This is a genomic window from Variovorax atrisoli (assembly GCF_014195185.1).
GTDB lineage: Bacteria > Pseudomonadota > Gammaproteobacteria > Burkholderiales > Burkholderiaceae_C > Variovorax > Variovorax atrisoli.
This window is the reverse complement of record NZ_JACIBG010000010.1, coordinates 14,852-37,307: the sequence shown is the minus strand read 5'-3', so window position 1 is coordinate 37,307 and position 22,456 is coordinate 14,852. Positions and strand designations below refer to the sequence as shown.

Genomic DNA, 22,456 nt, shown 5'->3' with positions numbered 1-22,456 from the left:
CCCTTGTGCGCCGGTCTTCCTACACTCGGCCGCCATGCAACGCCAGCCCTTGATCCGCAGCACGCCGCGCGCAGTCTTCACTGCGCGGACCGCCGCGGGGTCGCACCAGACCCTCGCAGATCTCTGAGCCCGGCGGTCAGCCTCCTTCCACTTTCATCAGCACCTTTCATCGACCGCCGGGCCCAAGCCCCGCGCGGTAGCGCGCCCGCCCGGGCGCGCCGCGCCTTCCCCGCTGAATCCCTTGCCCGTCGCCAGCCGCTTCGCCGCGGACGGCGGCCGGCCTTGCCATGCGGAAAGAGCACTGACGATGAGCAACATCCAATCGATCCTGGCGGTGACGGATCTGTCGGCGCACGGCCTGCGCACTGTCGTGCGCGCAGCCTCCATCGCGGCGGCGCACGGCGCGCTGCTGAAGATCATGTACGCCCCCGCGGCCCTCGCGGGTCCTGCGAATGCCGATGCGGCAGGCGACCTTGGCGCCGTGTGCCTGGAGGTGGCCGAGCGCTTCGGCATCCTCGTCAAGAAGATCGACGACACGCGCGGGTTGCTAGAAGATGCCGCGCGCGAGGCGCACTGGTGCGACCTCGTGGTGATCGGCGACGAACCCGACCGCTCGCTCGCCGCCTTCTTCCGGGGCCAGCCGGCCGAACGGCTGCTGCGGGCGTCGCAGCGGCCCGTGCTGGTGACAAGGCTGCACGCACAGGCTGGCGGCTACGCGCGCATCCTCGTCGCCATCGACCTCATCGAGGAATCGCGCTCGCTGGTCGACCTGGCCTGCGACTTCGACGAACAGGCCGATATCGAGCTGTTCCATGCCTTCACGCCCATGCATGAAGGCAAGCTGCGCTATGCCGACGTGTCGGCGCACGCAATAGACGCCTACCGCCACGCCTGCGCCCGCCAGGCGCGCGAACGCATGCTGTGGCTGTCGGATGCGTCGAACGCGCGCCGCAACCGCGTGGTGTCGTCGATCGGGCGCGGCGATCCGGCTCGGCAGGCGGCCGTGCAGCAGCAGTACACGGGGGCCGACCTGCTGGTGGTCGGCAAGCGCAGGCGTTCGGCGCTGACGGATTTCCTGCTCGGCAGCGTGGCGCTGCGCGTGCTGAGATGGTCCACGGGCGACGTGCTCGTGGTGCCGCACGGCACGCAAGTTCGGCATGCTCCCTCACTCGCGCAAAGGGGCACGGCATGACCATGCTGGCACTGCCATTCCCTTTTCTTACGCTGCTGCCGGGCTGGCGCTTCAGGCCGGCCGAGCTTCGCATCGACGTGGCCCCGGGCAAGCCAGGCCCCGCGGACACGCTCGCGCCCGTCCACGAGCGCATGCGCGCCATGAACGACCGCCTGCAGGAGATGCCGGGCCTTGCGCTCGGCGACCCCGGCCTGCGCGCACGTTTTCGCGAGGCCGACGGCGAGTTGTACGTCTACATCGAGGACCTGCGCCGGGACATGCTCGTGGGCTACACCGTGTTCAATCGTCTGATCGAGCTGAGCCGCAGGGCGGATCGCCACGTCCGTGCGCCGCATTCGCAGTACCACCCGGCCTGGCAGCGGCGCGGGCTGGCTTCCGCCGTCTACCGCTGGGCACTGGACCGGGGCATCTGCCTCATGAGCGGCGCACGGCAATCGCCGGGCGCGCATGCGCTCTGGCAGCGGCTGGCGTGCCGCTACGAGGCCGGCTTCGCCGATCTGCGATGCAAGCAGCTGAACTATCTGGGCCGCGAGATCGATGGCGCCACGCTCGATGCGCTGCACACCCGCATGTTCCTGATCGGCGAAGGCTGGACGCTGGAGCGCTTCCGCTTCGAGACGCAGATGGGCTAGCGCCTCAGCGCCGCGCCCGCGCGCCCTTGCCGCTCACGCGCCGAACCGTCGCCTCGCCGGCCTGCGGCAGCCGCTCGCGCAGGAAGGCGATGAGCTCCTGCGCCACCACGTTGCGCATCGGCCCCGGCAGGTAGGCCAGCACCACGCGGCGCTCGACGCGCGGCTTCAGCAGCGGCACCACGGCCAGCTCGGGGTCGCGCAGCGACGAGGTGTACAGGCGCGGCATCAGCCCCAGGGCCTGGCCGCCGCGCACCAGCGCATAGAGCGTCTCGGAGTAGCTCACGCGGTAGGGCTGCGGCCCCTGCGCGAACTGCGCGCGCGCCGGGTTTCCCAGCGCCGGCATGCTTCCGCTTTCGAAGAGCACCAGCCGCTCCTTGCCGATGGCCTCCCAGCTCGCATCGCCGGCCGCCGCCAGCGGGTGGTCGCGCCGCACCACCAGCACGAGCGGGTCGCGGAACAGGTCGATGCAGGTGAGGCCACCCGGCGGCTCGGTGATGGCAGCCACGGCCATGTCGATCTGGCCGCTGCGCAGTTCGGCCAGCAGGGTGTTCGACGGGGCATCGCGCCAGGACAGCTCCACCTCGCGATGGCCGTCCTGAAGGTACTCGCTCGCCGCAGCCGCCACCCGCGCGCTGGCCGAGGGGATCACGCCGATGCGCACATAGGCCCGGCCGCGCTGCACCGTGCTCTCGATGTCGCGCAGCGCCACCTCGAAGGTGTTGACCAGGAAGTCGGTGCGCGCGAGCACCTCGGCGCCCACGGGCGTGAGTTCGAGCCGATGGGTGGACCGGGTGAGCAGCTCGGCGCCGAGCAGCTTCTCCATCTGCTTGATGGCGTTGCTCAGGGCCGGCTGGGTGATGGCCAGCCGCCGCGCAGCTTTGCCGAACTGGCCTTCTTCCACCAGCACAGAGAAGAACTGCAGCTGGCGCAGCGTGAGAGCGCGCAGGGGCAAGGCGGCCATGGCGAATCCCTGGTTATTGATTCAGTGAATCAAATTATAGAAATTCAAAATTTTCCTTATGGGCACGCCGTTACTAGACTGACCGCCATGATCAGCCCCACGTCCGCGCCCACCATCTCCGCAGCGCCCCTCACGCTGGAGGCGATGCTGCATGCGATGCCCAAGGCCGAGCTGCACTGCCACCTGTTCGGCACGGTGCGCCACGAGACCTTCAAGCAGCTCAACCGCCGCGCCGGCTCTCCGCTGGCCGACGACGAGATCGAGGGCTTTTACACGCGCGGCGAGAAGCCGGTCGGTGTGCTGCGGGTGCTGCGCGCGCTCGATGCCCAGCTGGTGCGCAGCGCCGGCGACCTCTACCAGCTCACGCTCGAATACCTGCAGGACGCCGCTGCCCACAACGTGCGCCATGCGGAGTTCTTCTGGAACCCGACCGGCACGGTGCATGAGTCGGGCATCGCCTACCCGCTCGCGCAGGGCGCCATCGTGCGGGCCATCCAGGACGCGAAGCAGGAGTTCGGCATCTCCGGCCGCCTCATCGCCGCCATCGACCGCGAGGCCAGCCCCGAGGCCGCCGTGGAGATGGTCGAATGGGTCAAGGCCCATCGCTGCGACGAAGTGATCGGCATCGGCATCGACTACCGCGAGGTCGACCGCCCGCCCGAGATGTTCGCCCGGGCCTATGCCGACGCGAAGAAGGCCGGCCTGAAGACCACCGCGCACGCGGGCGAGTTCGGCATGCCCTGGACCAACGTGCGCACCGCGCTCGACGAATTGCAGGTCGACCGCATCGACCACGGCTACACGGTGGTCGACCAGCCCGACTACGCGCGCAGGTGCGCCGAGCGCGGCGTGATCTTCACCGTCGTGCCCACCAACTCCTACTACCTGCGCACCCTGCCGCCCGAGCGCTGGGCGCTGGACCACCCCATCCGCCGCATGCCCGGCCTGGGCCTGCGCATCCACCCGAACACCGACGACCCGACGCTGCACAAGGTCACGCCCACGCAGGCCTGGCTGATGATGGTGCGCGACTTCGGCTTCGGCCTGGACGACCTGCGCGGCTTCATGCTCAACGGCCTCGACGGCGCATGGATCGACGAAGCGCAGCGCAGCGAGTGGCGCACGCAATGGAGCGCCGAGTTCGACGCGCTGCGCGCCCGGCTCGACACCGAACCCGCCCCCACCAACCACGAATGACCCACGCCATGAACACGCCCCGCCGCCTGCTCCTTGCCGCTGCGCTCTGCGCCGCCCTTCCCACCGCCGCCCTCGCACAGGCGGCATGGCCCGCCGCCAAGCCCATCACGCTGATCGTGCCCTTCACGGCCGGCGGCAGCGTGGACGTGAACGCGCGTCTCGTGGCGCAGCGTCTCGGCGAGCGGCTCAAGCAGTCGGTGGTGGTCGAGAACGTGGCCGGCGCGGGCGGCGCGATCGGCGTGGCGAAGGCGGTGAACGCGGCGCCCGACGGCTACACGCTGGTGGCGGGCCCCGACAGCGCCATCGCCATCGGCAAGCTGGTGAACCCCTCGGCCTTCCGCTTCGATCCGCTGAAGGACCTGGCGCCGGTGGGCATGCTCAACACGGCGCCGATGGTGCTGGTGGCACGGCCCGGCCTCGAGGCACAGACCTTCTCCGACTTCGTGAAGCTGGCCAAGGCCAAGCCCGGCAAGTACAACTACGCGACCTCGGGCGTGGGCACCGTGCTGCAACTGGCGATGGAGCTGCTGAAGGAGCGCAGCGGCATCTTCGTCACGCACGTGCCCTACCGCGGCGGCGCACAGATCGCCACCGACGTGATCGGCGAGCAGGTGGACCTGGCGATGCTGGTGAGCACCAGCGCGATTCCGCACGTGAACGGCAAGCGGCTCAAGGCGCTGGGCATCACCGGCAGCAAGCGGCTGGCCGCGCTGCCCAACGTGCCGACCTTCGACGAGATGCCAGGCCTCAAGGGCTTCGACATGGTGAGCTGGACCGGCATCTTCGCGCCCGCGAAGACGCCGCCGGCCGTGGTCGCGCAGATCAACCAGGAACTCAACGCGGTGCTGCAGGAGGAAGGCGTGCGCAGCAAGCTCGTGGAGCAAGGCGCACTGCCGGGCAGCGGCACGCCCGAGGCCTTCGCGAAGTTCGTGCAGGCCGAGTACGCGCGCAACCAGAAGATCGTGCAGACCGCCAACATCAAGGAGTGAGCGCGTGACCAGGCCCTTGCTGTCCCGCCGCGCCCTGCTGCTGGGCGCATCCGCCGCCGGCCTCGCGGGCGTGTCATGGGCCCAGAGCCCGAGCCCCGCCCAACTGGCGCAGGCACTCGCAGGCACCCCGGCCACCCGGCTGCCCCCGGTGACGGGCAGGCGCCAGGTCATCATCGACACCGACCCCGGCCAGGACGACGCCATCGCCTTGCTGATGGCCATGGCCGCCACCGAACGGCTCGACATCAGGGCGCTGACCGTGAGCGTGGGCAACCTGCCCCTGGCCGTGACCGAGAAGAACGCGCGCATCGTGCGCGACTGGGCCGGGCGGCCCGAGATTCCGGTCTACGCCGGCTATCCGCGCCCGCTGGTGCGCGAACCCATCTTCGCCGACGACGTGCACGGCAAGACCGGCATGGAAGGCCCGACGCTGCACGAACCCCGCGGGCCGCTGGAGCCGAAGCATGCGGTGCAGTACATCATCGAGACGCTGCGCGCCGCCCAGCCTAGGAGCATCACGCTCGTGGGCCTGGGGCCGCTCACCAACTTCGCGGCCGCGCTCAACTCGGCGCCCGACATCAAGCCGGCCATTGCCGAGATCGTGGTGATGGACGGCTCCTGGGGCGTGGGCGGCAACATCACGCCGGCCGCCACCTTCAACGTGTATGCCGACCCCGAGGCCGCGTCGATCGTGTTCCGCAGCGGCGTGCCGGTCACGGCCATGTCGCACGACGCGGCGCGCCGCGTACTGCTCACGCCAGAGCGCATCGCGCCCTTCCGCGCCATGCGCAACAACGCCGGCAAGGTGGTGGCGGACATCTTCGACTCGATGATGGCCTACGGCGTGCGCCGCCGCGGCGTGGCGGTCGGGCCGATCTACGACCCGTGCGTGATCGCCTATCTGCTCGAGCCCGAGCTCTTCAAGGGCGCGAAGGTGAGCGTGGATGTGGAGACGAAGGGGGAGTTCACGACCGGCGCGACGGTGGTCGACTTTCGCGGCTACAACCGCCGCACGCCCAATGCGCTGTGGATCAGCGAGGCCGATACCGAGGGCTTCTACGCCCTGCTGCAGGCGCAGATCGCGCGGCTGCCCTGACCAGGGCCTGCCGCGCAAGGGGATGCCGGCAGGTCAGCCGGCCTTCTCGTCTTCCTCGGGCCAGTCGCGGATATAGGCCTTGAGCATCTTGTTCTCGAAGTTCTGGCTGTCCACCACGGCCTTGGCCACGTCGTAGAAGCTGATCACGCCCATCAGCATGCGCTTGTCCATCACGGGCATGTAGCGCGCGTGGCGCTCCAGCATGATGCGGCGGATCTCGTCGAGGTCGGTTTCCAGGGTGCAGGTGACGGGGGCGTCGTCCATGGCCTTGCGCACGAGCGTGGTGCCGACCTGGCCCCCGTTGGCGACGATGGTCACGATCACCTCGCGGAAGGTGAGCATGCCGACCAGGTCGCCGTGTTCCATGACCACCAGCGAACCGATGTCCTTTTCCGCCATCGTCTTGGCGGCTTCTGCCAGCAGGTCGTCTGGCGTGATGGTGAAGAGCGTATTGCCCTTGACGCGAAGGATGTCGCTGACTTTCATCGTTTTGCTCCTCTGGGGACTCAATCTCGGCTATCTCGGCGGGCGTGCCGTTTTTGAATATAGCCCACAATCGACGCCGACCTGAGCGCCCCTGTCGCGCACGCTGAATTGCAGACGTAACGGGGCTTTGCCAGGAGACAACAGCTCAGACACGAGAAAGGCCCTCATGCCCGGATATTCCGACCCCGGTTTCGACACCCTCGCGCTGCACGCCGGCGCCGCGCCCGACCCCGCCACCGGCGCGCGGGCGGTGCCGATCCACCTGACCACCTCCTTCGTCTTCGAATCCAGCGACCACGCGGCCGCCCTGTTCAACCTGGAGCGCGCCGGCCACGTGTACTCGCGCATCAGCAACCCGACCAACGCAGTGCTGGAGCAGCGCGTGTCGGCGCTCGAGGGCGGCATCGGCGCCATCGCCACCGCCAGCGGGCAGGCGGCGCTGCACCTGTCGGTGGCCACGCTGATGGGCGCGGGCTCGCACATCGTGGCCAGCACGGCCCTGTACGGCGGCTCGCAGAACCTGCTGCACTACACGATGCGCCGCTTCGGCATCGAGACCACCTTCGTGAAACCCGGCGACCTCGACGGCTGGCGCGCCGCGGTACGCCCCGAGACCAAGCTCTTCTTCGGCGAGACGGTGGGCAACCCCGGGCTCGACGTGCTCGACATTCCGGCCGTGGCCGACATCGCCCACGAGGCGGGCGTGCCGCTGCTGGTCGATTCCACGCTCACCTCGCCCTACCTGATCAAGCCCTTCGACTGGGGCGCCGACCTGGTCTACCACTCGGCCACCAAGTTCCTCTCGGGCCACGGCACCGTCATCGGCGGCGTGGTGGTCGACGGCGGCAGCTTCGACTGGGAGAAATCAGGCAAGTTCGCCGAGCTGACCCAGGCCTACGACGGCTTCCACAACATGGTGTTCAGCGAGGAAAGCACCGTCGGCGCCTTCCTGCTGCGCGCCCGCCGCGAGGGGCTGCGCGACTTCGGCGCCTCCATGAGCCCGCACACGGCATGGCTGATCCTGCAGGGCATCGAGACGCTGCCGCTGCGCATGGAGCGCCACATCGACAGCACGCAGAAGGTGGTCGAGTTCCTCGCGAGCCACCCCTTCGTGTCGCGCGTGGGACATCCGCTGATCGAATCGCACCCGAGCCACGCGCTCGCGCAGAAGCTGCTGCGTCACGGCGCGCGCGGCGCCGGAGCCGTGTTCAGCTTCGACATCAAGGGCAGCCGCGCCCAGGGCAAGGCCTTCATCGAGGCGCTGAAGCTCTTCAGCCACCTGGCCAATGTAGGCGACTGCCGCAGCCTGGTGATCCACCCCGCGAGCACCACGCACTTCCGCATGACTGACGAGGCGCTTGCCGGTGCGGGCATCTCGCAGGGCACGATCCGCCTCTCGATCGGCCTGGAAGACCCGGCGGACCTGATCGACGACCTCAAGCGCGCCCTGAAGGCCGCGGAAAAGGCGGGTGCCTGAGATGAACTACACCGTCAACGGCCACGCCGCCTACTGCTACACCGGCGGCAAGCCCTTCGATGCGGCCAAGCCCACGGTCGTCTTCATCCACGGCGTGCTCAACGACCACAGCGTGTGGATCCTGCAAAGCCGCTGGTTCGCCAACCACGGCTGGAACGTGCTCGCGGTCGACCTGCCCGGCCACTGCAAGAGCGAAGGCCCGCCGCCGGCCAGCGTGGAAGAGGCGGCGCAGTTCGTGATCGCGCTGCTCGACGCGGCGGGCGTGCAGAAGGCAGCGCTGGTCGGCCACAGCTTCGGCTCGCTGATCGCACTGGAAGCGGCGTCGCGCGCGCCGGAGCGCATCACGCAGCTTGCGATGGTCGGCACGGCCTATCCGATGGCGGTGTCGCCCGCGCTGCTCGAAAGCTCGCTGAGCGACCCGCAGCGCGCCATCGCCATGGTCAACACCTTCTCGCACTCGCTGCTGGCGCCGCCGCCCTCCTCGCTCGGCCCCGGCACCTGGCTCTACGGCAGCTCGCGCGCGCTGATGCGCCGCGTGCTCGCGAGCAACCGCGAGGCGAATGTGTTCCACATCGGCTTCAAGGCCTGCAACGACTACGCGAACGGCGAGGCGGCCATCGAGAAGGTGCAGTGCCCGGTGCTCTTCCTGCTCGGCGATGCCGACCAGATGACGCCGCCGCGCGCCACCAAGGCGCTGGTGGGCAAGGCGCGCAACGCGAAGGTGGTGACGGTCAGCGCGGGCCACTCGCTGATGAGCGAGGCGCCCGACGAGGTGCTGTTCGCGCTGCGCGACTTCCTGAACGCCTGAGCCCTACTCCGCCGCGATGCCAGCCCGGTGGGCGAGCGCGCGGTAGCGCGAGATCTCGCCTTCCATCTGCGCGCGGAACGCCGCCGCGCCGATGGCCACCGGCTCCATGCCCTGCGCGCGCAGCTGGGCCTGCAGAGCCGGGTGGCTCATGGTCGCGACGACGGTGCGGGCGAGCTTGTCGATCACCGGAGCCGGCGTGCGCGCCGGGGCGGCGAAGCCGTACCAGGCATCGAAAGTGGCCTCGGGCAGGCCCTGTTCGGCCAGCGTGCGCACCTCCGGCAGCATGCTGGAGCGCGTCGCGCCCACGATGCCCAGCGCGCGCAGCTTGCCTGCGCGCACGTGCGGCGCCACCGCCGCCACGGTGTCGATGGCGATCTCGACCTCGCCGCCGATCACCGCCAGCGCGCTCTGGCTGCTGCCCTTGTACGGAATGTCCTGCAGCTGGATGCCCGCGGCCAGCGCGAACAGCTCGCCCGACAGGTGGGGCCCCGAGCCGGAGCCGAAGGTGGCGTAGCGGATGCTCTTCGGCCTCGCCTTGGCCGCCGCGACGAGTTCGGGCAGCGACTGCCAGGGCTGGCCCTTGCCCACCACCAGCACCAGGGGCGTGCGCGCCACGATGGCGATGGGCGCGAGGTCGCGCACCGTGTCGTAGGGCAGCCTGGCGCGCAGGGCCGGGTTCACGCTGAAGCTGGTCGAGCCCGACAGCAGCAGCGTGTAGCCATCGGGCGCGGCCTTGGCGACCGCGTCGGTGCCGATGATGGTGGAGGCGCCGGGCTTGTTGTCGATCACGACGGGCTGGCCGAGCTGTTCCGACAGCGTCTGCCCCATCGCCCGCGCAACCAGGTCGGTGCCGCCGCCCGGCGGGAAAGGCACGACGAGCTTGATCGGACGTTCGGGCCAGGCCCCCTGGGCGAAGACGGGCGAATGAGCGCCCGGCACGGCGCAAGCGGAAAGAAGCAGGCCGAAGCGGCGACGGGAGATGGCGATGTCCATGGTGCGTGTCAGGAGAGAGTGGAAGCGGATTGCGCAAGCCGGCCGGCGGCCCATGGCGCGAGGCCCGGCTCGCCCAGGTCCCAGTAGAGGCCGGCCATGATCTGCAGGCCCTCGCGCGCCAGCGGCGCGAGCAGGTGTTCGTTGGGCGCGTGCTGCGAGCAGGCCGGGTACGAATGCGGCACCCACAGCGTGGGCAGCCCGAGCAGGTCGGCGAACACGTCGTTCGGCAGCGAACCGGCGAGGTTGGGCAGCAGGTCCAGGCGCTGGCCGCTGCTTTCCTCGATGGAACGACGCGCCCAGCCCACCCAGGGGTTCTCCACGTCGAGCCGTGTCGCGGCGCCGGTCAGCGTGACCTCCACCTCGACCTGGCCGAAGCCGTGCGCATCGAGATGCGCGCGCACGATCTTCTGCAGGTCCTGCCAGGGCGTGCCGACCACGAAGCGCAGCTGGCAGTGCGCCACCGCCTCCGAGGGAATCGCGTTGACGGGCCGCTGCGGCGAGCCTGCGCCGAGCGCCAGCACCTCGATGGTGTTCCAGGCCACCAGCCGCTCCGCCGGGCTCAGGCCGGGCTCGCCCCAGCCTTCGTCGACCTCGGGATCGTCCGCGCCGCCGCCGATGGCGATGCTGGCCAGCGCATCGCGCACCGCCTGTGTGACCGGCGGCGGGCGAAGCGCCTCGACGAGGATTCGTCCGCGCGCATCCACCAGCGAAGCCACCGCATGGCTGACGACAGTGCCCGGATTGACCAGCACACCGCCCCAGTTGCCCGAGTGATAGCCGCGCGGCCGGGCGCGCAGGCGCAGGCTGAAGTTGACCGCGCCGCGTGAGCCTAGGAACAGCGTCGGCCGTGCCGCGCTCACGCGCGGGCCGTCGCTGGCGATGAACAGGTCGGCGCGCAGCTTGTCGCGCTGCTGCGCGCACACCGCGTGCAGGCCGGGCGAGGCGGCCTCCTCGCCCATCTCGACGAGCCAGGTCACGTTGTAGCCGAGCCTGCCGCCGCGGGCCTCCAGCGCTGCCGCCAGGCCGCCGATGTTGATGCTGTGCTGGCCCTTGTTGTCGGCCGTGCCGCGCCCGTACCAGCGCTCGCCGCGTGCCGTCAGCGCCCAGGGGGCGAGGCCCTCTTCCCAGTGCGCGTCCTGCCCGCTGACCACGTCGCCGTGCCCGTAGGTCATCACGGTGGGCAGTGACGGGTCCTCGATGCGGCGCGCGATGAGGAAGGGCCCGCCGCCGGGCACCGGGTTGGCGACCACCTCGCAGGCGAAGCCGAGTGCGGCGAGCGGCGGAATCATCTCCTCGCGCAGGTAGGCCTCGAGCGCAGGCGTGGCGGCGCCGGTGTCGCTCTCGGTGCGGAAGGCGACGCGGCGCTGGAGGTCGGCGAAGAAGCCGCCCTTGTCGAAGTAGGCGGCTGCGGCGGCGAGGCTGTCCTTGCGTTGCATGAAGAGTCCCTTGTCTTTCGGTCCATCGGGACAGCAAGTACAAGGCCTGAAGGCCGATGCTTCCAGCATCGTTTTGGCAAGCTAACATTGCCTTGAAGGCAATACGTCGGCCACTTCCACCCCTGCCATGACGCTCCCGCTCCTTAGCATCCCGATGCGGCACTTCCTCGAAGTGGCGCGCAGCGGCTCGGTCAACCAGGCGGCCGCGCGCCTCTTCGTGGCCTCATCGGCGGTGAGCCGGCAGATCGCCAAGCTGGAGGACAGCCTGGGCACGCCGCTCTTCGAACGACATGCGCGGGGCATGGCGCTCACGGCAGCCGGCGAGCGGCTGGCGGCGCACCTGCGCAATGCGCAGATCGACATCGAGCAGGTGATAGAGCAGGTGCGCGACCTCGGCGGTCAGAGCGCGCGGCGCATCCGCATGGCCTGCACCGAAGGCTTCGCGGGGCACTTCATGCCGTTGGTGATGCGCAGCTTCGAGTCGGCCAACCCGGGCTGCCAGCTGGAGCTGCACGTGGGCTCGCCCGACGGCGTGAGCGCGCTGCTGGCGCGCGGCGAGACCGACATCGCGCTCAAGTACGTGGTCGCGCCCGAGCCCGGCCTGAAGATCGAGCACTCGGCCACCGCGCCGGTGTACGCAGTGCTGCGGCCCGACCATCCGCTGGCACGCCAGCGCGTGGTGTCGGTGGCAGACGCGGTGCGCTATCCGCTGGCCGTGGGCGACAAGGGCGTGACCGCCCGCCAGCTCTTCGACCAGGCCTGCAGCCTGCAGGGGCTGCAGTACCGCGCGCTCTTCGTGAGCAATTTCTCCTCGGTGCTGCTGCCGCTGCTGCGCACGCCCGATGTGATGCTCTCGGGCCTGGTCACGGTGATGCACCTGATCGACGACGGCACGGTGGTGGCGCGGCCTTTTGCAGAAGCGCCGCTGCAGCAGCGGCAATTGCAGGTGCTGGCGCTCGAAGGCCGCACGCTGCCGCCGCTGGCGCAGGACTTCGTGCGGCACCTGGTCGCGGCCATCGCCAGCGCGGGGCGCCGCAAGCTGGGGCGCGCGCAGGCTTCCGGCGCAACGAAGAAGGAGATCAGCCCAGGGCGTTGATGTCGGCGGGGTCGAGGATCGGCTTCGGCGCACCGTTGCGCGCCACCGCCAGCATCGCGCGTCCCACCTTCTCGGTGGTCGTCACCCGGTTCGGCCAAAGCCGAAAGGCCAGCCCGAGCACCGGCTTGAGCACGACGATGGCCGCGTCGTACACCGGCGTCTTCGAGCGGATGCCGTGCAGCGGCTGGATCATGCCGGGACGGAACATGTAGGCCGCCTTGAACGGCAGGCGCAGCAGCGCGTTCTCGGTCGCGCCCTTCACGCGCGCCCACATGCTGCTGCCGCGCTCGCTGCTGTCGGTGCCCGCGCCCGTCACGTAGGTGAAGGTCATGCCCGGGTTGAGCCGAGCGAGCACGGTGGCGGCGGCCAGCGTCAGGTCGTAGGTGATGCGCCTGTACTCGGGCTCCTTCATGCCCACCGAGGACACGCCGAGGCAGAAGAAGCAGGCATCGAAACCCTGCAGCTGCGATTCGACGTCGCCGTAGTCGTACATGTTCCTGTGGACCAGGTCGCGCAGCTTCGGGTGCTGCTGCCCCGTGGGGTTGCGGCCGATTGCGACGACGCTTTCCACGTCGGGCGCCAGCAGGCATTCACGCAGCACGCCCTGCCCCACCATGCCGGTGGCGCCGAAGATCAGGACTTTCATGGGAAAGGCTCCAGCCGGTCAGACCGCGAAGACTGCGGGCTTCTTGTTCAGCACGGCCAGCAGCAGGTCGACGTCGAGGCTGGAGGGCTGCGGCGCCTGCAGCGCCGAGAGCATGCGCGAGAGCGTCTCGGCATGCGGCAGCAGCGGACCCAGGAAACGCGTGCCATCGGAACCGGCGACCAGCAGGGTCGGGAAGGTCTCGACGTCGAAGGCATCGGCGATGTCGGCATGGTCCTCGATGTCGACCCAGGCGAAGCGGAACTGCGGATGCGCCCGTGCCACTTCCTGGAGCAGCGGCCGGTAATCGCGGCAGGTGCCGCACCACTCGGCGCAGAGGCAGACGACCCAGGGCGCATCGCCGGCCGGACCGGCGGACTCGGGGGTGCTCGGAAGGCTTGGAATAGCGCTCAAGGCTGATGCGTCGGTGGTGTGATCGGAAGGCCGGATGGTGCGGCCGGGAGGTCGTGGCTATTATGGACAAAGCCCTCCCGAAGGGTACAGGAGACTCGCACGATGAACACCACGACCGCCCCCGCATCTGCCGTCGATCCGCGCCAGTTCAAGAGCTTCGCGGAGTTCTATCCCTTCTACCTGACCGAGCACGCCAACCTCACCTGCCGGCGGCTGCACTTCGCCGGCTCGACCATCTCGCTGCTGTGCCTGGTGGCGCTGGTAGCCACGCTCAATCCGTGGTGGCTGCTGGCAGGCCTCTTGGCTGGATACGGCTTCGCCTGGGTCGGGCACTTCGGCTTCGAGAAGAACAAGCCGGCCTCGTTCAAGCGGCCGCTCTATTCATTCATGGGCGACTGGGCGATGTACCGGGACATCTGGCTGGGGCGCGTAAGAATCAACTAACCCCCAGGCTTGCCCACTTCGCGTGGTCGTCCTCCCCTTGCAGGGGGTAACACCGGCGGCCCGGCGGAGCCGGTTCCGCGGTGTTCCTGGAACAATCCCATCAAATCAACAGCACGTCGCCCAGCCGCAGGGAGCGCAGCGGACCCTTCTGCCAGAGGTCCTCGAGCGGTTCGGCCTGCGGCATCAGCAGTTCCTTCAGCAGCGGCTCGATGGGCGTCGAGGGGTCGGCGAGCAGCACGTAGCGCGGGTCCTCGTTGGCGGGCTCTTCCGCCAGCGGCGCGATCCAGTCGAGCGCCACCAGCGTCTCGAGCACCGGCGCGAGCTGCAGCGCATCGACGCGCATGCGCGTCACCAGTTCGGTCGCGCCCATGCCCTTGGCCGGCGTGGCCTGCGCACGGGCCAGGTGCTGCAGCGTCTCCATGGCCAACTGCATGGGCCAGCCGGCAGTGCCGCCGCGCCGCGCGACGCCGGTCAGAAGGCTGGGCAGGTAGGCCGCGATGACCGCGCCGAGCAGCACGATCACCCAGGCCACGTAGATCCACACAAGCAGGATCGGCACCGTGGCGAAGGCGCCGTACAGCACCGAGTAGGTCGGCACCAGGCTCAGGTAGTAGCCCAGCACGCGCTTGGCGATCTCGATGGCCGCCGCCACGAAGATGCCTCCGGCCCATGCATGCGACCAGCGCACGTTGGTGTTGGGCACGTAGTGGTAGAGCGAGGCCATGCCGACCGCGAGCAGCAAGAACTCGAAGGTGTCGAAGAACAGCTTCACCATGCCGCGTCCCACCACGTCGCTGGTGGCCGCAACCACGTACGAAGTGGTGGAAAGGCTCACCGCGAGGATGATCGGCCCCAGCGTGATGGCCGCCCAGTAGATCAGCACCCGCTGCGCGAACGGCCGCGGCGAGCGCACGCGCCAGATGTTGTTGAGCGTCTTGTCGATGGTGAGGATCAGCGCGATGGCGGTGATCAGCAGCACGATCAGGCCCGCGATGCCGAGCCCGCTGGCCTTGCTCGCGAACTGGTTCAGGTAGCCCAGCACCTGCCGCGCGATGTTGTCCGGGATAAGGCTCTCGATGAGCCAGCGCTGCAGGCGGCCCTGCATCTTCGCGAACATCGGGAACACGGTGAAGAGAGCCAGCGCCACCGTGAAGAAGGGCACCATCGCGATGGTGGTGGTGAAGGTCAGGCTGCTGGCCGTGAGGCCGAGCCGGTCCTCGCGGAAGCGCTCGCCGAGCACCGCTGCGGTGTTGCGCCACGGAAAGCGCGAAAGATCCCTCCAGAGCTGCCGTCGATTCATGGCCGGTATCATAGGAGTTGAACTCTCCCCCAGCCTCCGCGCACTTCGTGTCGCTGCGCCAACCCCCTCGCCGGGGCAATACCAGCGGCTTGGCAAAGCCGGTTCCGCGGTCTCCCGTTCATGAATGCCAATTCGCCGCTAGCACCATCCTCCGTTCGTGCCACCCGCTGGGCCGCCGTGGGCAGCCTGCTCGGCCTGATCGTGCTGGGCCTGGCCTGGGAACTGTGGCTGGCGCCCCTGCGACCCGGCGGCTCGCTGATGGCGCTGAAGGTGCTGCCGCTGGTCATTCCGCTCGCGGGGCTGTGGAAGAACCGCATGTACACCTACCGCTGGGTCAGCCTGATGATCTGGCTCTATTTCACCGAAGGCGTGGTGCGCGCCTGGAGCGACACCAGCGGCGTGAGCCAGGTGCTCGCGCTCGTCGAGGTGCTGCTGTGCCTCGTGCTCTTCGCCGCCTGCGCCTGGCATGTGCGGCTTCGCCTGCGCCACGCCAAGAACGCTGCCCGCCAACTGGAGGCTTCCGCCCAATGATCACTGCCACCACTACCGCTTCTTCCACAGCCCTGATCGAACGACTGCGCGCCATCGTCGGCGCCTCGCACGTGCTCAACGAGGGCGACCTCACCGCCTACGAGCAGGACTGGCGCAAGCGCTCGCGCGGCAGGTCGCTGGCCGTGGTGCGTCCGGCCAACACGCAGCAGGTGGCCGACGTGGTCAAGGCCTGCGCCGCGGCCGGCACGGCCGTCATTCCACAGGGCGGCAACACCGGCCTCGCGGTCGGCTCCATTCCGGACGACAGCGGCACGCAGGTGGTGCTGAGCCTGCAGCGCATGAACGCGATCCGCACCATCGACGCCGCCAACCTCACGATGACGGTGGAGGCCGGCTGCATCCTGCAGACGCTGCAGGAAACCGCCGAGAAAGCCGGCTACCTGTTCCCGCTGAGCCTCGCGGCCGAGGGCAGCTGCACCATCGGCGGCAACCTCGCGACCAACGCGGGCGGCACGCAGGTCGTGCGCTACGGCAACACGCGCGAGCTGTGCCTGGGCCTGGAGGTGGTCACGCCGCAGGGCGAGATCTGGGAGGGTACCAGCGGCCTGCGCAAGGACAACACCGGCTACGACCTGCGCGACCTGTTCGTCGGCAGCGAGGGCACGCTGGGCATCATCACCGCGGCGACCATGAAGCTCTACCCGCTGCCCGCCGCGCAGCTCACAGCCTGGGCCGCGGTGCCGTCACTCGACCACGCGGTGACCCTGCTGGGCCTCGCCCACAAGCACCTGGGCCCCGGCCTCACCGGCTTCGAGGTGATGGGCAAGTTCGCGCTGAGCCTGGTCGACAAGCACATGCCCCAGCTGCGCGTGCCCTTCATCGGCGACGATTCAGTGCCCTACTGCGTGCTGCTGGAGAACTCCGACAGCGAATCCGAGGACCACGCCCGCGCGCGCTTCGAGGCGCTGCTCGAAACCGCCTTCGAGGACGGCTGCGTGACCGACGCGGTGGTGGCCGAGAACCTCACGCAGGCGCACCAGCTGTGGCACATCCGCGAGAGCATTCCGCTCGCACAGGCCGAGGAAGGCCTGAACATCAAGCACGACATCTCGATTCCCGTCTCGCGCATCCCTGCCTTCGTTCAGGAGACCGACGCGCTGCTGGCGCGCGAGATCGCCGGCGTGCGGCTGGTCAACTTCGGCCACCTGGGCGACGGCAACCTGCACTACAACGTTCAGGCGCCGGAGAACGTCGATACCAAGGCCTTCCTGAAGAACGAGGAAGAGCGCATCAACACGCTGGTGTACGACGCGGTCGAGAAGTTCGGCGGCTCGTTCTCGGCCGAGCACGGCGTGGGTTCGCTCAAGGTCGACAAGCTCGAGAAGCACAAGTCGCCGGTGGCGCTGGAGATGATGCGGGCGATCAAGCGGGGGCTTGATCCGAAGAACATCCTGAATCCCGGGCGGGTGATCCGGGTCTAGGCAGACCTGCGGCCCGCGTCCGCCCAGGCCCGCTCTTTCCCGGCGCGAAGCAGCCGGGCGATCCGTGACGCGCCGCAGTCATGTCTGGAGCCAACAATTCGGTGATACACTCCAATAAGAATAGTTCTTATTCACCAACCCCGGGGTCTTCGAAGCCAAGCGCCTGCACGGCCTGCACGCCTCTTCCCATGCGGAAGTCGGGGCAGTCTTGTCGACGCGTTCGGGCACGCAGCCCCGGGACCCATCGTCGATGCTTGCGAGAAGGCGGCCGGATGCGCGACCTCGTCCAGGAACTTGTAGCTCACTATGCGGACTTGCGCCGGCAGCTGACTCGCGACCTGAGAGATCCGCACTACGCGGCCGACATCGCGCAATCGAGCTTCGAGCGGGTCTACACGGCAGCCCTCAAGGCGCGCGGCGGCAATCGCGGCGATGCCCCGTCCGACCTGCTGGACTCCAATGCCAACGCCATCGAATCGCCGCGGGCCCTGCTGTTTCGCGTGGCGCGCAACCTGTGCGTCGACGACGCTCGCCGGCGCAAGGTCGCTCAGGAGTGGGCCGGCACGCATGCAGGCATCGGCACGCAGCAGACGGCGCAGTCCAGCGAATACGTCGTGGCCCAGCAACGGGTTCTGGCGCGGGTGGTCGAAACCATGGAACAACTGCCGCCGCGCCGGCGCGAAGTCTTCCTGCTGTTTCGCGCCTACGGCCACACGCGCAGTGAAATAGCGCAGCGGCTGAACATCACCGAGATGGCCGTGGCCAAGCACCTGCTGCGCGCCACCATCGACTGCTCGCGCGTATTCGCCGAACTGCGCTCGGAGCTGATCGAACCCCAGGTCGTGCTGAGCCGGCCGGGCTTCGACGCGGCATTGGCAGAAGACTTCTCGTGAACGGCGGCAGCATGGCGGTCGGCGCTCCTCCGCGCGAACGGCTGATCGAGCGCGCGCTCGCGCTGATCGTCGAAGGCGAGATCGCCACCGGCGAAGCCGCGGGCCGCGCCCGCGCGTTGCTCGACCAGTGGCGCAGCAAATCGGCGGAGCACGCGGCAGCCGTGCAGGAGGCGCACGAGCGCTGGGATGCGCTCGGCGGCATGGCAAGCGACCTGCGCGCGCACTTCGACGAACCCGAAGCCGCTCTGATGGCCAACGCGGCAGCTGCCGCCACGACGTCGACGCACCGCCAGCAGCGCCGCAAGATGCTGCTTTCGGTCGCGGCCTTCCTGGGTACCGGCCTGGTCGCGGGCCGAGGCGTGCAGTGGTACTGGCAGCAACCAGTGTTTCGCGCAGCCTACGAAACCCGGACCGCGCAGATGCTCAAGGTGACGCTGACCGACGGCCGCGGCGATGCGTCCGGCAGCCAGCTCGACCTGGCGCCGCAGAGCGCGATCGATGTGACGCTCTATCGCCAGCGCCGTACCGTCGACATGGCGCACGGCGAAGTGCGCTTCGAAGTGGCGCGCGACACGACCCGCCCCTTTCACGTCCGCACGCGCGGTGCCAGCATCGAAGTGGTCGGTACCGCATTCACTGTGCGCGACCGCGGCGGCCCGCTCACAGTGGGCGTGGAGAATGGCCATGTGCGCGTGCGCGTGTCGCCGCGGGACGGCGCCACCGGCGCGGAAGCGGAAGTAATCGATCTGCGCATGGGCGATTTGCTGGAAATCCAGGACGGCCACGCAGCTGCCGTGCGGCAGACGGACACGGCCGCCCTGTCCGCCTGGCGCAGCGGCTGGCTGGTCTTCGAGAATACGCCGCTCGGCGACGCCCTGGCCGCAGTCAACAGCTATCGCGCACGCCCCATCGTCAGCACGAACTCTCGCATCGACGCGATGCGACTGTCGGGCCGCTTCCGCACCAACGATTCCGATGGCCTCGTTGCCGTGTTGCCGACGATCCTGCCCCTCGCCACAGAACCACGGCCGGATGGCAGCGTGGCCCTGCGAGTGCGCTGAGCCGGTCGGTCCTTCGCCGCCTGCCCGACTCTCAGGCGCCGGGCACGTTCCCGACAGGGTGGCCGGACTGCGCCAAGCCCCACTCCGCCAGCGCGATGTCGAGCGCACGCAGATGGCGCGGGTCCTTTCCCAACCACTGGGCCAGTTGCTCGGCGTTCTGCAAGCTCGGTGACGCATGCACGCAGGCAAAGAGCGACGCCGCGGTGCGAATGCACTCCGCGGGCACGAGCGTGCGCATGACCGGCCGGTCGCGCTTCATTCGAGCCCGCCCGTGGGCGGATGAAAATTCCTGCGGTGACTGACGACCAGCGCGGCACCCGCGAGCGCCCAGAGGCGCAGGGCGCGATCGAATGCGCGCGGATGCGCCTGGTCCTCCCGCAACCAGTGCGTCAGCTTCAACGCGCCCGTGCGGCATGGGTTCTCCCTGAGGTCCATGTAGAGACGCCATGCGGTTTCCTCGGCGTACTGCGCCTTCGGATCGTTTTGCGGGACCACTGCTACTCCAGGCGCTGTGTTGTTGATTCGGAACGACGACCGTCGAGGCCGATGCAGGGCCGGGAATGCCGGCGCGCAAAGGCGTCTCCTGAAAATGACGTTTCGAAAACCGGAATGTTCAGCCGGGCGTTTCCGCACCCGTCGTGGGCTGCAGCACGGGAGGCCCTGTGACCTGCTGTTTCTGTTGCTGCTCCCGGGATTTCAGGTACGCCTTGCGCTTGCGCAGCCAGATCACGACGCCGGTCACGCTCAGCATCGCTACCACCAGGCCCATCACGGAAATCAGGATGCGCCCCGGCAGCCCGAGGATGCGGCCCGAGTGCACCGGGAACTGTGCCTGCACGAAGATATCGGCGGCCGTGCCCTTCCACGGCTCGCGGATGCCGACGAAGCGCCCGTCGACGCCATCGATATACAGGATCCGATGTCCGACGCCGCCTGACCCATGCTCGTCTTCCGGCGCATAGAACTGCGCGCCGTAGATGCCGAAAAGCTCGGCATAGAAGAGCTCCCCCACGGGTTCCTGCCAGCCGAGACGCTGCGCCTCCTGCGTTACCTTGCCGAGCACATCTGCATAGCCGAGCCGGGGGATCACCGGTTTTTCCTCGGGGGCGGGCTGGCGTTGCTCGAAAGGCATGGGCGTCACGTCGGACACCAGCGACATTGCAGGGAAGAACACCTCCCGGTACAGATTCAGCGAGAAGGCGGTGAACGCCACGATGAACAACAGCGCCCAGGTCCACAGGCTACCGGCGCGATGCAGGTCGAAATTCAGCTTGTATGAACCGCCGCGCCAGCGGACCTTCCACGCCGGCTTCCAGCGTTGCCACCAGGCCTTGGCTCCGTCGGCTGCGCGCGCCTCGCCCGCCGCGGGCTTCTTCGGCCGGCGCATCGGCAGCGTCAGGTAGAAGCCGGTGAAGCAGTCGATGGTCCAGACGAGCGCGATCGCGCCCATCAGCCATACGCCCCAGCGATCGATGCCCCAGAACTTCGGCAGGTGCAGGCTGTAGTGCAGTACGTAGAGAAACGAGACGAAGTTCTCCTTGCTGATCGGCCAGACCGCACCCCATTCGCGCCGCCCGAGTTCTTCGCCGGAAGCCGGATCGATGAAGACCTGGTTGAAGCCGGGCTTGAACAACTGGCCGGTGGCGGGATCGACACGCGCCTGAACGCTGAAGGCCAGCGAATGCCCCGGCTCGACGGCCATCGGCAGCGCCGATACCTGCACCTGCGGATGCCGCGCCTCGATCTGCCTGGCCAGCTCCAGCGACGACAAGGCCGACCCGGTCGTGCGGGCAGATGTGAGATGCGGATTGAGCCATTCGTCGATTTCGTGGTCCCACGAAATCACGGCGCCAGTCAGGCCGGCGACGAACAGAAATGCGGCCATCAGGAGGCCGGCCCAGCGATGCAGGGCCACGAGCATCAAGCGCATTCGGTATGTCCTTCATCGGCGGCGGGCGCGACACCCGTGCACCGGGGCTCCTGCCATCCACCGCCCATTGCACGGTAGAGCGAGACCCGTGCCTGCAGACGCGCCATGCGCAGCTGCACCGAAAGATCCTGCGCGGCGTAGAGAGTGCGCTGCGCATCGAGCAATGCGAGCAGGGTCTCGGCGCCAGCGCGATAGCGGGCTTCGGACAATTCGGCCGCACGGCGCGCCTCGGCAAGCTCGGCTGCTTGTGCAGCGGCCTGCGCATCGATCGCCGACACACCATTCAGCGCGGTCTCAGCATCCGCGAACGCACCGACGATAGCGGCCCGGTAGTCGGCCAGCAGTTCTTCGCGCTTCGCCTCGGCCAGTTGCCGATTGCCGGCCAGACGCCCTCCGTCGAAGACCGGCGCCGCCAGACCGGCAGCCAGGCCGTAGAGCGGATTGTCGAAGAGCCTGCCGAAACGGCTTTCCCCGGTGCCCACCGTCGCGCTCAGGGAAACGGTCGGCAGCAGCGCGGCGCGTGCCGCCAGCACGTTGGCGTCGGCGGCGGCCAACCGGGCTTCCGCGCGCGCGATGTCCGGGCGGCGCACCAGCAGGGCAGAGGGCGCGTCCACGCCGATGACGGGAACCTGAAGCGCGTCGAGCCGCGGCCCTTGCAGTTCGAACGCCTTTGCCGTGGTGCCCAGCAACAGTGCGAGCGCAGTCTCCGCATCGCTGGCCTGCTGACGCAACGCCGCGTGTGCGCGCCGCTGTGCAGCCACCAGTCCACGCTGCTGCGCGAGATCCAGCGGCGACACGGCGCCGGCGCGGCTGCGCGCCTCCACCAGTGCCAGCACGCGACGCGCATTGTCGAGATTGCGCGTGGCAATCTCGGCGCGCTCACGCAAGGCCAGCGCAAGCAGCCAGCTGCCGGCGACGTCTGCCGTCACCGTGAGCCGCACCGTGTCGCGGTCGAAGGTGCTGGCGCGCGAGCCTTGCAGCGCCTCGTCGCGCAACGCGGCGCTTCGGCCCCACAGGTCGAGTTCATAGTTGGCGGCAAAACCCGCGGCATAAGTGCTGCCGGCGACCGTGGCGTCACCGCCTAGGCGCCCCTCGCGGCCGATGCCGAGGCTGGCCGTGACCTGGGGCTGCAGTGCCGCGCCGGCGATGCGCGCCCGCGCATCGCCCTGCCGCACCCGCGAGACAGCAGCGGCCAGATCGTTGCTTTGCGATTGGGCGCGCGCAATCACCGCGTCGAGCTCCGTGCTGCCGAAGCTGCGCCACCATTGCGCATCGATCGGACCCGTGGTGTCGTCGACCTGCGCGTGACGCCACACGGAGGGAAGCTCCACCGCGCGCTCGGCACGGTCGCCGTGCAGCGCACAGCCGGACGTCAACGCCGCGCACAGCAAGGCCATCCAACAGGCAACGTAAACCGGGCGCGTCCTGGGCATGG

Annotated in this window: 24 protein-coding genes; 13 read left to right on the top strand and 11 right to left on the bottom strand. The window is 69.0% G+C overall.

What is annotated here, in order from left to right; all coding sequences use genetic code 11:
• Nucleotides 1-307 precede the first annotated feature (307 nt).
• Together FHY06_RS29045 and FHY06_RS29040 are read left to right on the top strand one after the other, a co-directional pair.
• Complete coding sequence (locus FHY06_RS29045; protein ID WP_184607167.1) at nt 308-1,192, top strand: universal stress protein; 885 nt, start codon at nt 308-310, stop codon at nt 1,190-1,192.
• The gene (locus FHY06_RS29040; RefSeq protein ID WP_184607166.1) at nt 1,189-1,824 is read left to right on the top strand and encodes an N-acetyltransferase; all 636 of its coding nucleotides are present in this window, start codon (nt 1,189-1,191) and stop codon (nt 1,822-1,824) included. Before FHY06_RS29045 ends, FHY06_RS29040 begins: the two co-directional genes overlap by 4 nt.
• 4 nt (nt 1,825-1,828) lie before the next feature.
• Here FHY06_RS29040 and FHY06_RS29035 read toward each other — a convergent pair whose 3' ends face one another.
• The gene (locus FHY06_RS29035) at nt 1,829-2,785 is read right to left on the bottom strand and encodes a LysR family transcriptional regulator (protein WP_184607165.1); all 957 of its coding nucleotides are present in this window, start codon (nt 2,783-2,785) and stop codon (nt 1,829-1,831) included.
• A gap of 87 nt (nt 2,786-2,872) precedes the next feature.
• On the opposite strand from FHY06_RS29035, the gene add reads away from it, so the two are divergent.
• Genes add through FHY06_RS29020 form a run of 3 tightly spaced genes read left to right on the top strand, consistent with a single transcriptional unit; the run spans nt 2,873 to nt 6,067 of the window.
• Nucleotides 2,873-3,982 carry an adenosine deaminase gene (gene add / locus FHY06_RS29030; protein ID WP_184607164.1) on the top strand — a complete coding sequence of 370 codons (1,110 nt, stop codon included), beginning with the start codon at nt 2,873-2,875 and terminating at the stop codon, nt 3,980-3,982.
• An 8-nt stretch (nt 3,983-3,990) separates the two neighbouring features.
• Complete coding sequence (locus FHY06_RS29025; protein WP_020723177.1) at nt 3,991-4,971, top strand: Bug family tripartite tricarboxylate transporter substrate binding protein; 981 nt, start codon at nt 3,991-3,993, stop codon at nt 4,969-4,971.
• Nucleotides 4,972-4,975: 4 nt separating this feature from the next.
• Nucleotides 4,976-6,067, top strand: a complete 1,092-nt coding sequence (locus FHY06_RS29020; protein WP_184607163.1) for a nucleoside hydrolase — start codon at nt 4,976-4,978, stop codon at nt 6,065-6,067.
• A gap of 33 nt (nt 6,068-6,100) precedes the next feature.
• Here the strand turns inward: FHY06_RS29020 and FHY06_RS29015 are convergent, their stop codons facing one another.
• Entirely contained in the window at nt 6,101-6,553 is a 453-nt protein-coding gene (locus FHY06_RS29015; protein WP_019655760.1) for a CBS domain-containing protein, read from the bottom strand.
• Between the two features lie 166 nt (nt 6,554-6,719).
• On the opposite strand from FHY06_RS29015, the gene FHY06_RS29010 reads away from it, so the two are divergent.
• Both FHY06_RS29010 and FHY06_RS29005 read left to right on the top strand, forming a co-directional pair.
• Nucleotides 6,720-8,030: an O-acetylhomoserine aminocarboxypropyltransferase gene (locus FHY06_RS29010; protein WP_126185062.1), complete on the top strand. Its 1,311-nt coding sequence runs from the start codon at nt 6,720-6,722 to the stop codon at nt 8,028-8,030.
• 1 nt (nt 8,031) lies between these two features.
• Nucleotides 8,032-8,838 carry an alpha/beta fold hydrolase gene (locus tag FHY06_RS29005; protein WP_184607162.1) on the top strand — a complete coding sequence of 269 codons (807 nt, stop codon included), beginning with the start codon at nt 8,032-8,034 and terminating at the stop codon, nt 8,836-8,838.
• A gap of 3 nt (nt 8,839-8,841) precedes the next feature.
• Here the strand turns inward: FHY06_RS29005 and FHY06_RS29000 are convergent, their stop codons facing one another.
• Both FHY06_RS29000 and FHY06_RS28995 read right to left on the bottom strand, forming a co-directional pair.
• Nucleotides 8,842-9,831, bottom strand: a complete 990-nt coding sequence (locus tag FHY06_RS29000; RefSeq protein WP_184607161.1) for a Bug family tripartite tricarboxylate transporter substrate binding protein — start codon at nt 9,829-9,831, stop codon at nt 8,842-8,844.
• A gap of 8 nt (nt 9,832-9,839) precedes the next feature.
• Entirely contained in the window at nt 9,840-11,267 is a 1,428-nt protein-coding gene (locus FHY06_RS28995; RefSeq protein WP_184607160.1) for a M20 family metallopeptidase, read from the bottom strand.
• Between the two features lie 127 nt (nt 11,268-11,394).
• Between FHY06_RS28995 and FHY06_RS28990 the strand changes: the two genes are divergently transcribed.
• On the top strand, nt 11,395-12,363 hold the full coding sequence (locus tag FHY06_RS28990) for a LysR family transcriptional regulator (RefSeq protein WP_132756404.1): 969 nt from the start codon (nt 11,395-11,397) through the stop codon (nt 12,361-12,363).
• Here FHY06_RS28990 and FHY06_RS28985 read toward each other — a convergent pair.
• Both FHY06_RS28985 and FHY06_RS28980 read right to left on the bottom strand, forming a co-directional pair.
• Entirely contained in the window at nt 12,347-13,009 is a 663-nt protein-coding gene (locus tag FHY06_RS28985; RefSeq protein WP_184607159.1) for an NAD-dependent epimerase/dehydratase family protein, read from the bottom strand. The genes FHY06_RS28990 and FHY06_RS28985 overlap by 17 nt on opposite strands.
• Nucleotides 13,010-13,027: 18 nt before the next feature.
• Nucleotides 13,028-13,420 (bottom strand): thioredoxin family protein, encoded by a 393-nt coding sequence (locus tag FHY06_RS28980; RefSeq protein WP_019655753.1) that lies wholly within the window; start codon nt 13,418-13,420, stop codon nt 13,028-13,030.
• 102 nt (nt 13,421-13,522) lie between these two features.
• Here FHY06_RS28980 and FHY06_RS28975 point away from each other — a divergent pair, with 102 nt between their 5' ends.
• Nucleotides 13,523-13,864: an Mpo1-like protein gene (locus FHY06_RS28975; RefSeq protein WP_019655752.1), complete on the top strand. Its 342-nt coding sequence runs from the start codon at nt 13,523-13,525 to the stop codon at nt 13,862-13,864.
• Between the two features lie 100 nt (nt 13,865-13,964).
• Here the strand turns inward: FHY06_RS28975 and FHY06_RS28970 are convergent, their stop codons facing one another.
• Nucleotides 13,965-15,176: a YihY family inner membrane protein gene (locus FHY06_RS28970; protein WP_019655751.1), complete on the bottom strand. Its 1,212-nt coding sequence runs from the start codon at nt 15,174-15,176 to the stop codon at nt 13,965-13,967.
• A gap of 108 nt (nt 15,177-15,284) precedes the next feature.
• Here FHY06_RS28970 and FHY06_RS28965 point away from each other — a divergent pair, with 108 nt between their 5' ends.
• From FHY06_RS28965 to FHY06_RS28950, 4 genes are all read left to right on the top strand, one after another.
• Nucleotides 15,285-15,695, top strand: coding sequence for a DUF2069 domain-containing protein (locus FHY06_RS28965; protein WP_019655750.1), 411 nt, complete (start codon nt 15,285-15,287; stop codon nt 15,693-15,695).
• On the top strand, nt 15,692-17,137 hold the full coding sequence (locus tag FHY06_RS28960) for an FAD-binding oxidoreductase (protein ID WP_184607158.1): 1,446 nt from the start codon (nt 15,692-15,694) through the stop codon (nt 17,135-17,137). Before FHY06_RS28965 ends, FHY06_RS28960 begins: the two co-directional genes overlap by 4 nt.
• Nucleotides 17,138-17,409: 272 nt before the next feature.
• A complete protein-coding gene (locus FHY06_RS28955; protein ID WP_184607157.1) occupies nt 17,410-18,030 on the top strand; it encodes an RNA polymerase sigma factor in 621 nt (206 codons plus the stop codon).
• Nucleotides 18,027-19,091, top strand: a complete 1,065-nt coding sequence (locus tag FHY06_RS28950; RefSeq protein ID WP_309936346.1) for a FecR family protein — start codon at nt 18,027-18,029, stop codon at nt 19,089-19,091. Before FHY06_RS28955 ends, FHY06_RS28950 begins: the two co-directional genes overlap by 4 nt.
• A gap of 31 nt (nt 19,092-19,122) precedes the next feature.
• Here FHY06_RS28950 and FHY06_RS28945 read toward each other — a convergent pair whose 3' ends face one another.
• From FHY06_RS28945 to FHY06_RS28930, 4 genes are all read right to left on the bottom strand, one after another.
• On the bottom strand, nt 19,123-19,350 hold the full coding sequence (locus FHY06_RS28945; protein WP_184607156.1) for a hypothetical protein: 228 nt from the start codon (nt 19,348-19,350) through the stop codon (nt 19,123-19,125).
• A complete protein-coding gene (locus tag FHY06_RS28940; protein WP_184607155.1) occupies nt 19,347-19,586 on the bottom strand; it encodes a hypothetical protein in 240 nt (79 codons plus the stop codon). The genes FHY06_RS28945 and FHY06_RS28940 overlap by 4 nt, the downstream gene beginning before the upstream one ends.
• A gap of 118 nt (nt 19,587-19,704) precedes the next feature.
• Entirely contained in the window at nt 19,705-21,021 is a 1,317-nt protein-coding gene (locus tag FHY06_RS28935; RefSeq protein ID WP_184607154.1) for a PepSY-associated TM helix domain-containing protein, read from the bottom strand.
• Nucleotides 21,012-22,454: an efflux transporter outer membrane subunit gene (locus FHY06_RS28930; protein WP_260310753.1), complete on the bottom strand. Its 1,443-nt coding sequence runs from the start codon at nt 22,452-22,454 to the stop codon at nt 21,012-21,014. Before FHY06_RS28930 ends, FHY06_RS28935 begins: the two co-directional genes overlap by 10 nt.
• Between the last annotated feature and the right edge of the window lie 2 nt (nt 22,455-22,456).

Bases quoted from the DNA above. Each gene is read 5' to 3' on its own strand.
- FHY06_RS29015 (WP_019655760.1), bottom strand. From the start codon at position 6,553: ATGAAAGTCAGCGACATCCTTCGCGTCAAGGGCAATACGCTCTTCACC.
- FHY06_RS28985 (WP_184607159.1), bottom strand. From the start codon at position 13,009: ATGAAAGTCCTGATCTTCGGCGCCACCGGCATGGTGGGGCAGGGCGTG.
- FHY06_RS28955 (WP_184607157.1), top strand. From the start codon at position 17,410: ATGCGCGACCTCGTCCAGGAACTTGTAGCTCACTATGCGGACTTGCGC.
- FHY06_RS29000 (WP_184607161.1), bottom strand. From the start codon at position 9,831: ATGGACATCGCCATCTCCCGTCGCCGCTTCGGCCTGCTTCTTTCCGCT.
- FHY06_RS28935 (WP_184607154.1), bottom strand. From the start codon at position 21,021: ATGCGCTTGATGCTCGTGGCCCTGCATCGCTGGGCCGGCCTCCTGATG.
- FHY06_RS29005 (WP_184607162.1), top strand. From the start codon at position 8,032: ATGAACTACACCGTCAACGGCCACGCCGCCTACTGCTACACCGGCGGC.
- FHY06_RS28975 (WP_019655752.1), top strand. From the start codon at position 13,523: ATGAACACCACGACCGCCCCCGCATCTGCCGTCGATCCGCGCCAGTTC.
- FHY06_RS29040 (WP_184607166.1), top strand. From the start codon at position 1,189: ATGACCATGCTGGCACTGCCATTCCCTTTTCTTACGCTGCTGCCGGGC.
- FHY06_RS28995 (WP_184607160.1), bottom strand. From the start codon at position 11,267: ATGCAACGCAAGGACAGCCTCGCCGCCGCAGCCGCCTACTTCGACAAG.
- FHY06_RS28990 (WP_132756404.1), top strand. From the start codon at position 11,395: ATGACGCTCCCGCTCCTTAGCATCCCGATGCGGCACTTCCTCGAAGTG.
- FHY06_RS29035 (WP_184607165.1), bottom strand. From the start codon at position 2,785: ATGGCCGCCTTGCCCCTGCGCGCTCTCACGCTGCGCCAGCTGCAGTTC.
- add (WP_184607164.1), top strand. From the start codon at position 2,873: ATGATCAGCCCCACGTCCGCGCCCACCATCTCCGCAGCGCCCCTCACG.
- FHY06_RS28930 (WP_260310753.1), bottom strand. From the start codon at position 22,454: ATGCCCAGGACGCGCCCGGTTTACGTTGCCTGTTGGATGGCCTTGCTG.
- FHY06_RS28960 (WP_184607158.1), top strand. From the start codon at position 15,692: ATGATCACTGCCACCACTACCGCTTCTTCCACAGCCCTGATCGAACGA.
- FHY06_RS28945 (WP_184607156.1), bottom strand. From the start codon at position 19,350: ATGAAGCGCGACCGGCCGGTCATGCGCACGCTCGTGCCCGCGGAGTGC.
- FHY06_RS28965 (WP_019655750.1), top strand. From the start codon at position 15,285: ATGAATGCCAATTCGCCGCTAGCACCATCCTCCGTTCGTGCCACCCGC.
- FHY06_RS29025 (WP_020723177.1), top strand. From the start codon at position 3,991: ATGAACACGCCCCGCCGCCTGCTCCTTGCCGCTGCGCTCTGCGCCGCC.
- FHY06_RS28970 (WP_019655751.1), bottom strand. From the start codon at position 15,176: ATGATACCGGCCATGAATCGACGGCAGCTCTGGAGGGATCTTTCGCGC.
- FHY06_RS29045 (WP_184607167.1), top strand. From the start codon at position 308: ATGAGCAACATCCAATCGATCCTGGCGGTGACGGATCTGTCGGCGCAC.
- FHY06_RS29010 (WP_126185062.1), top strand. From the start codon at position 6,720: ATGCCCGGATATTCCGACCCCGGTTTCGACACCCTCGCGCTGCACGCC.